This window comes from Paracoccus sp. S4493 (assembly GCF_000967735.1).
GTDB classification, from domain to species: Bacteria; Pseudomonadota; Alphaproteobacteria; order Rhodobacterales; family Rhodobacteraceae; genus Paracoccus; species Paracoccus marcusii.
Map to the genome: position 1 here is coordinate 1 of NZ_JXYF01000190.1, position 11,150 is coordinate 11,150.

11 protein-coding genes are annotated in these 11,150 nt (G+C 65.6%); 2 read left to right on the forward strand and 9 right to left on the reverse strand.

All coding sequences use genetic code 11. From position 1 onward, the window contains the following. Window positions 1–47: 47 nt before the first annotated feature. The 3 genes from TW83_RS16165 to TW83_RS16175 form a co-directional block, all read right to left on the reverse strand. Complete coding sequence (locus TW83_RS16165) at window positions 48–1,424, reverse strand: ISNCY family transposase (RefSeq protein ID WP_045983810.1); 1,377 nt, start codon at window positions 1,422–1,424, stop codon at window positions 48–50. A gap of 385 nt (window positions 1,425–1,809) precedes the next feature. After that, window positions 1,810–2,460 (reverse strand): TenA family protein, encoded by a 651-nt coding sequence (locus tag TW83_RS16170; protein ID WP_239441406.1) that lies wholly within the window; start codon window positions 2,458–2,460, stop codon window positions 1,810–1,812. Further along, window positions 2,457–3,293, reverse strand: a complete 837-nt coding sequence (locus tag TW83_RS16175; protein ID WP_045983811.1) for a BtpA/SgcQ family protein — start codon at window positions 3,291–3,293, stop codon at window positions 2,457–2,459. Before TW83_RS16175 ends, TW83_RS16170 begins: the two co-directional genes overlap by 4 nt. Before the next feature lie 32 nt (window positions 3,294–3,325). Between TW83_RS16175 and TW83_RS16180 the strand changes: the two genes are divergently transcribed. Then, window positions 3,326–4,207: a PfkB family carbohydrate kinase gene (locus TW83_RS16180; RefSeq protein WP_045983812.1), complete on the forward strand. Its 882-nt coding sequence runs from the start codon at window positions 3,326–3,328 to the stop codon at window positions 4,205–4,207. A gap of 5 nt (window positions 4,208–4,212) precedes the next feature. On the opposite strand, the gene TW83_RS16185 is transcribed toward TW83_RS16180, so the two are convergent. The 6 genes from TW83_RS16185 to TW83_RS16210 are packed head-to-tail and all read right to left on the reverse strand — an operon-like array spanning window position 4,213 to window position 9,812. Then, window positions 4,213–4,974, reverse strand: coding sequence for a glutamine amidotransferase (locus TW83_RS16185; protein ID WP_045983813.1), 762 nt, complete (start codon window positions 4,972–4,974; stop codon window positions 4,213–4,215). A 21-nt stretch (window positions 4,975–4,995) separates the two neighbouring features. Further along, window positions 4,996–6,060, reverse strand: coding sequence for a phosphotriesterase (locus TW83_RS16190; protein WP_045983814.1), 1,065 nt, complete (start codon window positions 6,058–6,060; stop codon window positions 4,996–4,998). After that, on the reverse strand, window positions 6,057–7,058 hold the full coding sequence (locus TW83_RS16195; protein WP_045983815.1) for an ABC transporter permease: 1,002 nt from the start codon (window positions 7,056–7,058) through the stop codon (window positions 6,057–6,059). Before TW83_RS16195 ends, TW83_RS16190 begins: the two co-directional genes overlap by 4 nt. Continuing rightward, on the reverse strand, window positions 7,058–7,840 hold the full coding sequence (locus tag TW83_RS16200; RefSeq protein WP_239441407.1) for an ATP-binding cassette domain-containing protein: 783 nt from the start codon (window positions 7,838–7,840) through the stop codon (window positions 7,058–7,060). Before TW83_RS16200 ends, TW83_RS16195 begins: the two co-directional genes overlap by 1 nt. Beyond that, window positions 7,837–8,766: a substrate-binding domain-containing protein gene (locus TW83_RS16205; protein ID WP_045983816.1), complete on the reverse strand. Its 930-nt coding sequence runs from the start codon at window positions 8,764–8,766 to the stop codon at window positions 7,837–7,839. The genes TW83_RS16200 and TW83_RS16205 overlap by 4 nt, the downstream gene beginning before the upstream one ends. 2 nt (window positions 8,767–8,768) lie before the next feature. After that, window positions 8,769–9,812 carry a LacI family DNA-binding transcriptional regulator gene (locus TW83_RS16210; protein ID WP_045983817.1) on the reverse strand — a complete coding sequence of 348 codons (1,044 nt, stop codon included), beginning with the start codon at window positions 9,810–9,812 and terminating at the stop codon, window positions 8,769–8,771. 679 nt (window positions 9,813–10,491) lie between these two features. Between TW83_RS16210 and TW83_RS16215 the strand changes: the two genes are divergently transcribed. Further along, window positions 10,492–11,150, forward strand: a 659-nt coding sequence (locus TW83_RS16215) for a BCCT family transporter (RefSeq protein ID WP_045983818.1), incomplete at its 3' end; no start/stop codon positions are given.

Sequence of the window (11,150 nt, forward strand, 5' to 3'; positions counted from 1 at the left end):
ATTAAGGGCCGTAGGGGCGGGGCCGGCGGCTCTGGGCCCTCATGCCGTCACTCTGCTGATGGCGGTGTGGCCGCCTGCATTTCAGCCTCACGCCGTTCAGCACGTCGTTCAAGCCCACTTTTCCTGCCGCCGCCACGCTTGCCGGTTGGGGTGTAACGCGTGCGCTGCTTGCCGACCGGTCCGACCTGCGGAGGATCGGCGTCCTGCTGTGTCTTTATGAAAGCCAGCATCTCGCCGAGACGCTTGTTCTCGGTGATCGCGGTATGGGTCACGCGCTGCTGGGCCGGGTCGAAGATCCGGTAGGCCAGCTGGATCCCTTTCCAGCGGATCTCGAAAGGTCGGTCAGCATAGGCATAGGTTTCGACATAGCGCCCGATCGCGCTGCGCGCATGATCGCAGTCCTCGAGGATGAACTTCCGGCGCTCGTAATGCACCACGAGGCTCGCGCCCACCTGTCGCTGGTCGCGAATGCAGAGGATGTCAGCCAGGCGTGACCCCGGCAGATTGATTGGCCGGTGCAGGTTCTCTAGCCGGGCAGGGGAATGGGCAAAGCGCAGGTTGTGCAGCGCGATGAAGCCAGGCAGGAAGGCGTTGCCCGCCGTCATGTCGCTGATCCCGGCAAGCCGCAGCTCCTTGACCAGCCGGTCCTGCAGCGTCCGGTTGGCGCGCTCCACCCGGCCCTTGGCCTGGCTGCTGTTCGCGCAGAGGATCTCGACGTTCAGCTCGCTCAAAGCGCGGCCGAATTGCGTCATGCCGTGCCCGCTGCGGGCCTCTGCCTTGTTGACGCGGAAAACGCTGTGCTTGTCAGAGTAGAAGGCCACCGGCAGACCATGCTCGTGCAGATAATCTGTCAGGGCAGCGAAGTAGCTTTCGGTCGACTCCGAGCGAACGAAGCGTAGATGCATGAGTGCGCCAGTGGCATCGTCGATAAATACCAGCAGCGTGCAGGCGGGGCCGCGATCCTCAAACCAGCGATGCTCGGAACCGTCGATTTGGATCAGCTCACCCAAAGCTTCCCGCCGCAAACGGGGCTGATGCACCCGTCGGCGCTGCACCCGGCTTTGCCAAATCCCGTCCGCGATCATCCACTTGCGCAGCGTCTCAGAGGAGACCCGGATGCAATGCCGCTCGCTCAGCTTCTCAGCCACCAGCGTCGGCCCAAAATCCGGGTAATCCTGCCGGATCAGCGATAGAACATAGTCGCGCTTCAGATCGCTGGTCCGGTTGTTGGACGGTCGGCCGCGCAGCTTGTGGCGCACGGCCATTGCGCCATCAGCCTGAACCTCACGGATCAACCGCTGCACCTGGCGCTGGCTTAGACCTAGCACTTGCGCCGCCGTTGCCGTGCGCAGGCTGCCATCCAAAACCTGCGACAGCACCTCGATCCGTTGAAGCTCGTGTTCGCTCATCAGGATAAGTCCCATGTCGAAAACCCTCGTGCCATGCTGCTCAGCGCAGCGTCAGCCTTCAGGGCAGAGGCGACAAATCAACTTTGCCAGTTCGCGACAATTCTACTTCGGTTCTACACCATCACCTCTGATAATCTGACTTATGTCACATTCTGAACTGATCGGCATCAAGGTGCCGAACGAAAATTGGTTGGGATGCGTGACGCATGGAAACGACAGTTACCTCTCAATTACATAGGCCATGACGGTTCTCAATTTTCGCGCGGCAATCCTACCGAGGATCGCCCGCGCCGTCTGATCCCACATATTCGGCACCGGCAATGCCGACAGCCTCGCGGTACACCAGCCTGCCATTGTCGAGCCGTTTCGCACCGTGAAAGCCTGATGTCATTCGCCCTACTCACTGATCCTCAATATCGTACGTCGCAGTGTGAAACGCGACCTCAAGCCGCTGGACCTTGCCGAACAGGGCCACCAGTTCGGCGGAGCGGGCTTCCGGAAGATCACGCCCAAAGGCATCCACCTTCTCCTTCAGCCATTGTGCCTGGGCGCGAAACTCCGGTGCCGCATGAAGGGCGATCCAGTCCTGACGCATGGGGTCGGTCAGCGCGGCGTCTCGATGCGCAGTGCACCATGTCCAGTACATCCACTCGGCGGCGAACATCGCGGTGATGATGTCGGCGAAGTCGCCATCGCGGGCGATGGCCAGCATGCCGTCGCGGAACCCCGCCACACGCGGGTCGGCCTGCAGGGCCGGATCCGGAGCAAGGCCGCGGCGCGCATAGGCGTCGCGGAAATAGTCCATCTGCCCATGGGCCAGTGCATCCAGCGACGCAATCAGCTTGCGTCGGTCCTGCAGGTCGCTGGCCTTGGCGACCGCATAACCGAAGATCGCGATGGCGGTTTCGACGAACGCCCCCTCGATCAGCAGATAACGGTCGAAGGCCGCGTCCGGCAGGGTGTCGGCCGCCAGATCGCGGACGAAGGGATGGGTGACCATCGCGTCGAACGCCGCGGCCTCCTCGGTCAGCATCCGCTCGGACAGGGTCACAGCCCGGCCTCGGCGGCGGCGACGAAGCGGCGGACACGTTCCGGCTCGACGGGATTCCACCAGACACCGCCCTCCTTCAGCGACGACGCCACGATCACGCCATTGGTCCGGCCCAGGATGGCCACGATATTGTCCTCGGTCACGCCCGAGCCGACCAGCAGCGGCAGATGCGTCGCGCCGCCGATCTCGTCGATCTCGTCCATGCTGGCGCTGTCGCCGGTGCGCTGGCCGGTGGCGATGATGCAGTCGCTGTCGAAAAAGCCCAGGTCGCGCGTCAGTTCGGGGATGGACCGGTCCGCCACGATGGCGTGGCTGCCGTGCTTTACATGCGCGTCGGTGAAGATGCGGACATGTTCGGCGCGCAGCAGCGACCTGTAGCGCAGCGCCTCTGCCGCGCGCCCCTCCATGAAACCCTCGTTCGCGACATAGGCGTTGGCCCATTGGTTCACGCGGATGAAATCGGCGCCCCCTGCCACGGCGGTTGCCAGCGCCGGAAGCGGGGCGTTCGCCAGCACGTTGATGCCGATGGGCAGGCCGAAGGCGCGCTTGATGCGGTCGGTCACGACGGACAGGAAGGCCGGGGTCTCGGGGCCGATGTCGTCGGGCTTGGAAAAGGGAATGTCGCCGTGATTTTCGACGATCAACCCGTGCATTCCCCCTTGCACCAGACGTTCCGCATCGCGCATGCAGGTGTCGTAGATGTCGTCCATCGACGCACCGCGATACCGCGGCGCACCGGGAAAGGCAGGGCAATGAATCATTCCGATCAAGGCCTTGTCTCGTCCGAAGATGTCGCGGATGGCCCCTGCGGGTCGGTCGGAAATCAGTGTCATGGGTTGACCTTTCAAGAAAGCGGAGAGTGGTGATGAAGGCATTCGTGATCGGGAACGCGGCGCTGGACGAGACCGTGTCGGTCGACGACTTTCCCAGACCGGGTGCCTCGATCTTCGGGCAGGCGCTGTCGCAGGATCTGGGCGGCAAGGGGGTCAATCAGGCGGTTGCGATGGCCCGGACCGGGCTGGCATGTCACCTGATCGCCGCGGTGGGCCAGGACGCCCGCGGGCGCGAGATCGCGGCGCGCCTGGCGGCCGAGCCGGTGATGGCGCAGCTGATCGCCCTGCCCGGCGTGGCGACCGACAATTCGATCATCCTGATGGCCGGTCATGGTGAAAATGCCGTGATCACCACGCGTGCCGCGGCAGGTGCCATGACCCCGGACCACGCCATCGCCGCATTGGAAAAGTCCGCGCAGGGCGATCTGCTGGTCCTGCAGGGCAATCTGGGTGCGGCGACGACCGGCGCGGCATTGCGCGCGGCCCGGGCGCGCGGGATGCGCACCGCGCTGAACCCCTCGCCCATGCAGGATTACGTGGCCGAACTGTGGCCGCTGGTCGATTGCGCCTTCGTCAACGAGGACGAGGCCGCGATGCTGGGGGGTGACGCGGCGCTGCTGGCGCAGGGCGTTGCCGAGGTCGTCTTGACGCTTGGGGCGCGCGGTGCGGCCCTTGTCCGTCCCGGCGCACGGATCGACGCGCCGGCTTCCCCCTGCGTGGTCGTGGACACCACCGGGGCGGGCGACTGCTTCATGGCGGTGGCGCTGGCCTCGGCCGCGCTGCGGGGCGCACCCCTGGACGCGCGCGCGCTGCGCCATGCGGCCATCGCGGCGGCCTGGACGGTGGGACGCGCGGGCACCGTCAGCGCCTTTCCAGACACAGGCGCGATGTGCGCGATCCTGGCGGGCGACTGATCGGGTCACCGCGCGACCAGCCAACCGAACAGGTTCTTCCACAACGTGCCATAGCCCGGCCAATCGCAGAATTCGGGCGACAGCCAGTGCGGCCCCACATCAGACGTCCAGGCCGCCGTGCGCCCCTGCCCGTGCTGGCCCAGGACCAGCAGCGGATGGCCGCCCTGATCCTCTGGAAGGCGCGCCACGACGGTCGCGCCGTCGCGGACCATCACCTCGTTCACGCCCAGGATCGGCGGCCAGGCGGCGGGCATCTCCGCCATCACCGGATGGTCGGGCAGCAGGATGTCGGCCTGCGCACCCTCGGGGATCTCGACGCGGTCGTCCCAGGGGTGGCAGGTGACGGGCAGCGTGTCCTCGACCGCGGTGCCCCGCCAGCGCGCCCGACCGTCGATGCCCTGGAACGAGAAATACCCCCCGATCATCAGCAGGTTGCCCCCCTGCGCCACCCACTCCTTCAGCAGCCGCAACCGGTTCGGCACGGTCTTGGACCGCAGCCAGACATCGGGCGGCAGCAGGAAGGTGTTCGCGCCGATGTCCGACAGGATGATGATGTCATAGGGCGCCAGCCCCTCCATCGCGAAGGGGAATCCTTCGGCAGCGTCATGGGCGGTCATGTAGTCGATCTGGAAATCGCTGTCCTTCATCGCCTCCAGCAGGGGCGTCGCCCCGGTATGGAACCGGACCGAGCCGAACTGGTCAAAGCCCTTGTAATGCGTTTCCGAGGTGGTCCAGCTTTCGCCCACCAGAAGCACGCGGGTTGTCATGGGTCGTTCCTTTCGCGAATGTCAGAAGGTGGCGTCGAAGACGCGGCGCGGGTTGGTCACCATCAGCCGGTCGCAGTCGGAGGCCGACAGGCCGTGTCGCATCAGGCGCGGCAGGAAATGGCGGGTCACGAAGGCGTAGCCGTTGCCGCCGTAACGGGTCAGCATCATCTTGATGAACACGTCCTGCGACAGCAGGATGCGGTCCAGGAACCCCTGTTCGGCCAGGCCCAGGATGGCGCGTGCCACCTGGTCGTCGGACGGGCACTGCACCCCCTGATCGGCATAGAAGAAATCCATGCCGATCATGTCGAATTCGACAAAGGCACCGCGCTGCGCAAGCGTCGCCTGATAGACCGGATCGTCATGCGAGGGGTTCATATGGCACAGCACCGTGTGGCGCAGGTCCCCGCCCTCGGATTCCACCACGTCCAGCACCCGGTGTCCAAGCCGGAACCAGCCCGGCAGATGCACCATCAGCGGCAGCCCGGTGCGCGCCTGCGCCCGCGCCGCGCCACGGAGCGACTTCTCCTCCTCGGCCGTGAAATCGGACGACACGCCGATCTCTCCGATCAGGCCGATGCGGGCATCCGTGCCGTCGGTGCCGGTCAGTGCCTCGGCCACAATCTCGTCGGCGATGTCGTCGATGGACAGGCGCGCCACGGTGTCCGGCATGGAGCTGGCCAGGTAATAGCCCGCGCCCATCACGATATTCAGCCCGGTCTCCGCCGCGATCCGGCGCAGGGTCGCGGGGTCGCGCCCGATGCCGCGACAGGTCGGGTCCACCACGCTGCGCCCGCCCGCGGCGATGAAGGCGCGCAGTTCCGCGATCGCCAGATCGGGATCGTCCAGCGCGATGTTGTGGCGGTTCACGAAGGGGTCCTGGCGCAGTTCGGACAGGATCTCGATGCCGACAGGGCTGTCGGCCAGATATTGCCGCGCCGGGTCCGTGGGCGCGTTCCACCAGCAGCGACAGTCGTTCTGCAGATGCTCATGCATCAGCGTGTGGCCCAGATCGGCCGAGGGGATCGGGCCGGTGACGGTCATCACTTGGCCCGACCGGACGTGGCAGGGGGACAGGTCGCTCATCCGCGCGCCCTCCCGAAGCGGAAGCCTCGGTCGAACAGCTTGGTGTTCAGCCAGATGGCGACCAGGATGATCGCGCCCGTCACGATCTGCGTGAAGAACGGAGAGATGTGCAGCAGGATCAGCCCGTTGCCGATCACCGCGATGGTCATGGTGCCCAGGACGGTGCCCAGCATCGAGACCTTGCCGCCCATCAGCGACGTCCCGCCAAGCACCACCGCCGCGATCACCTGCAGCTCGAACCCCTGCGCCGCGTTCGACGACCCGGAGCCGAGCCGCGCCGCGATCAGCATCCCCGCCACCGCCGAGGCCAGCCCCGCCACCACATAGACCGAGGCCAGCACGCGTTTCGCGGGCATGCCCACCCGACGCGCAGCCTCCATGTTGGACCCCACCGCGATAACCTGCCGCCCATATTGCGTGCGCAGCATCACGACGAAGCCCAGGCCCGCGATCAGCAGGGCGACCAGCGCAGGCACCGGAAAGCCCGCCAACGTGCCGCGCCCCAGCCAGAAGAAACCCGGCACGTCGGTGATGGGGATCGAATAGCCCTCGGTCAGGTACAGCGCAAAGCCGCGCAGGATCGACAGGCCCGCCAGTGTCACGATGAAGGCCGGGATGCCCTGGTACGAGATGAACCACCCCTGCACCGCGCCGACCCCCGCGCCCAAGGCCAGCATCAGCAGCACGACGACCGGCCAGGGCAGGCCCGCGCCGATGGCGATGGCGCAGACCGCGTTGACCAGTGCCACCTGCGATCCGACCGACAGGTCGATCCCGGCGGTGGTGATGACCATGGTCATGGCGACTGCCACGATCAGGATCGGTGCCGCCTGACGAAGGATGTTCAGCAGGTTGCCCGCGCTGAGAAAGGTCGAACTGGCCATCCCGAAGATGGCCATGCACAGCAGAAAGAACATCGCGATGGACAGGACCTGCGCATGTTCGCCCACGAAATCGGCCAGGGGCGACCCGGCCTTGCGTTCGGTATAGACAGCCATCAATGGCCTCCCTTGCCGACGATCAGGTCGACCAGTTCCTGAAGGTTCGTGTCGGGGGTCAGGCGTTCGGCGACCTTGGTGCCCTCGTACATGACGGCGATGCGGTCGCAGACGCGGAACAGGTCCTGCATCCGGTGCGTGACTAGAACCACCGCGACGCCGCGCGCCTTGACCCGGTTGATCAGGGCCAGCACGGCCTCGACCTCGGCCACGGCCAGGGCCGAGGTCGGCTCGTCCATGATCAGCACCTTGGGATCGAAGCTGGCGGCGCGTGCGATGGCGATGGCCTGGCGCTGACCGCCCGACAGCTTCTCCACCTTGGCGGTCAGGCGGGGGATGCGGATCTCCAGCGCCGCCAGCATGCGTTCGGCCTCGGCCAGCATGCGCGGCTGGTCCAGGAACGGGCCACGCTTCAGCTCGCGGCCCAGGAACAGGTTTCCGACGACATCGACGTGATCGCACAGCGACAGGTCCTGATAGACCATCTCGATCTTCTGCGCACGCGCCTCGGACGGCGTGGAAAAGCGCACGGGCCTGCCGTCCAGCAGGATCTGCCCGCCATCCGGGACATAGGTGCCCGACATCACCTTGGACAGCGTGGACTTGCCGGCGGCATTGTCGCCGATCAGCCCCAGGCATTCGCCGGCGCGGATGTCCAGGTCCACCCCGCGCAGCGCCTGGTGCGACCCGAATGTCTTGGTGATGCCCTGCAGGGACAGGATCGCGGGGTGACCTGCAGGGGGATGGTCCCCCTGCCTGAACTGATGGACCGCTGCGATCACTGGAACGCGGCCCGATAGGGTTCGACGTTCTCCTGCGTGACGATGGTAACGGGGACCGAGATCACCGGCTCGACCGTGCCGCCATCCGCCAGCGTGCCAAGCGCGGTCACGGCCGCCGCGCCCATGCCTGCCGGGTCCTGCTGGATCACCGCCTTGACATAGCCCGCATCGATCCCGGCAATCGCCTGTGCGGTCAGGTCCCAGCCATAGACGGCGATGTCGGCCTGCCGACCCTGGCTTTCCACGGCCGCCACCGCGCCAAGCAGTGCGGGCTCTCCCGTAGCATAGATGGCGGTCAGGTCGGGGTTGGCAGTCATCAGGTTCTCGGCCGCCCCCAGGGCGGTGTCCTGCACGTTCTGGCCGTCCACCGTGCCCGCGATGCTGACCTTGGCGCTGTCCAGGGCACCCGTGAACCCGTCCATGCGCACGTTCTGGATGAACGAGTTCAGCGCGCCCACGATGCCCAGTGTGGACCCTTCGGGCAGCGCGTCGTTGACCACGGCCGCCAGGTCGGCGCCGGCCTGGGCGTTGTCCACGCCGATCTGGGCCGATTGCGGCCCTTCGGGCAGGATGGCGTCGATGGCCACGACCGGGATGCCCGCATCGACGGCCTGCTGGACCGCGGGCATGATGCCGTTCACGTCGATGGCCACGACGGCGATGCCGTCCACGCCCTCTTGGATATACGTCTCGATCGCGCTGTTCTGCGCCGCGGGATCGTTGTTCGCGTTGAAGATCAGCAGTTCGGCACCCGCGGCATCGGCGGCCTCCTGCGCGCCGCGGTTCATGTCGTTGAAGAACAGCGCCTGCTGGTTGATCTGGACCAGCGCAAAGGTCTTGCCGTCCTGCGCCAGCGCGGGCAGGGCCGCAGCGATCAGGCCGGTCGTCATCATCGCACCCAGGGTGCGGCGGGTCAGGGTCGTCATGGTCATTCCTCGCTGTTGGGGTTGCGGTGGAAGGGGCGGACCGGCGGCGCAACAGAGTTCCGCTCGATCAGCGTGACATCCAGCAGCACCTCTGACGGGTGATTGGCCGGATCGGCATTGTCCGTCGCCAGCAGCAGCTTCAGCGCGTGCTGGCCCAGGTCGCGGACAGGCTGACGCACCGCGGTCACGGCGGGTGCGAAAAGATGCAGCGGCCCCACGTCGTCGAACCCGACGACCGAGACCTCACGCGGAATGGGAATGCCGGCCTCTGCCAGAACCTCGTACAGGCCGATCAGCAGTTCGTCGGACGTGGCAAAGATGGCCGTCGGACGGGACGCCGGATCCTGCGCAACGAAGGCCTGGCCAGCCGCGCGTCCGGCAGAGACGGTGTAAAGCCCGCTGATCCGGTCGATCGCATGATCCGGCCCCGACACCTCCGCGATCCCGGCAGAAAAGCCCTCGAAGCGGCGGGCGCCGCTGACCATCTCGTCGACGCCGCCGACGAACAGCACGTGACGATGGCCCTGTTGCGCCAGATGACGCCCGGCCAGCCAGCCGCCGCGACGGTTGTCGCAGAAGATCTTGGGGGCGGTCGTGCCCACGACATCCTCGTCCACGACCACGCAGCGAGGAAGGTGGTTGATCTTCTGGGCCAGCCTGTCGGTGCCGGCATGGTTGGTGACGAAGATCAGCCCGTCGGCATGGCCGGTCCGCACCAGGTCAAGATAAGAGAGTTCGCGTTCCGGAGAGTTCAGCGTCGCATAAAGCGCCAGTGCCAAGCCCATGTCGCTTGCCTCGGCCTCGACGGCGCCGACCAGCGCGGCAAAGAACGGGCTGGAGATGTCGGGAACGATCAGGGCGATCGTGTCAGACCGCCCGAGGCTCAGGCGCCGCGCATGGGGATTGGGCGTATAGTTCAGCGTGCGGATCGCCGCATCGATCAGGGACGCGGTCCGTTCGGGCAGTTCCAGAGAGCCGTTCAGATAGCGCGACACCGTCGCCTTGGAGACGCCAGCCGCTGTCGCAACATCCTGAAGATTGGCCAAGCGAGTCCCCTAAAGCTTATAAAGCGGTTTAGTAAACTGGTTTATAAACCGACGATGCCGTGGTGATTTCAGTCTGTAAAGATAATTTTAAGGGGTTGGCACATGTCGCCGGTTTTTTCAGCAGCGCCCGATGTGCAAGTGGATCGTCGCGATCCTGCACGCCCTGTCCTATACATGTCCTTGTTGCGGTGCGACATGCCGGCGATGCCGTGTGCCGGGAACCGCCCGTGCGATCCTTGTGTGAACGTGAGGGTGACGGGCGCCATCCGTTGGACTGCGTGCTTTCGAACTTGGTCAGGCTCATGCCGTCCGCGTTGCGGGATGACGCCAAGACGAAAATGGTGGTCATACACTAGATCGGGCGCCCTGTCCGCGTCAGACGCACCAGATCTGCGTCACGACGACAACACCTCCGTCCCGCACCGAGTGACCGCAAGGCAACCCTGTCAGCCCCGTCATGCGCAAGGTGTTACCACATGTCGCACTCCACCCTGAGGCAACGGACTCCTTCAAGGATCGCCGCCCCACGTTGCCGCACAGGCGATGGAGCAAATCTCACTCGATCCGGGAAATCCCCAAGGAATTCCGCACCGCGCACCATGCGCCTGCGCAGATTTCCCAGGAACGATGCGCCCGCGTAACGCTTGACCCCAGTATTTCAAGACCAAGAGGGCAAAGCATGAAAAGACTGGCACAGCATCTGGGCCTGCGGGTCGATCCCACGATCTTCTTCATATCGGCAGGCCTCAGCCTGATCTTCGTCGTCCTGCTGGTGGCGATGCCCGGTCCCATCGGGGCCGCGTTTTCCGTCAGCCGGGCCTGGATCGTGACCAACCTGGGCTGGTTCTTCATCCTTGCGGTGAACGTCTGGCTGGGCTTTCTGATCTATGCGGCGATGTCGCGCCACGGGCATATCCGTCTTGGGCCGCGCAACTCTCGGCCCGAATACTCCAACCTCTCGTGGTTCACGATGCTGTTCGCGGGCGGCATCGGCACGGTGCTGATGTTCTGGGGCGTGGCAGAGCCGATCAGCCATTATCAGTCGCCGCCCTTGCCGGGGGTCGAACCCTTCACCCTGGTCGCGGCCCAGGATGCCATCGCGATATCGCTCTATCACCTTGCGCTGCACACCTGGACGATCTTTGCCCTGCCCGGGCTGGCCTTCGCCTATTTCATCAACCGCTATGACCTGCCCGTCAGGGTCAGTTCCGTCTTCTACCCGCTGCTGCGCGAGGGGATCTATGGCCCCGTGGGCAAGACGATCGACATCGTCTCCATCCTGGGCACGCTGTTCGGGGTCGCGGTCTCGCTCGGCCTAGGCTCGTCGCAGGTCGCGGC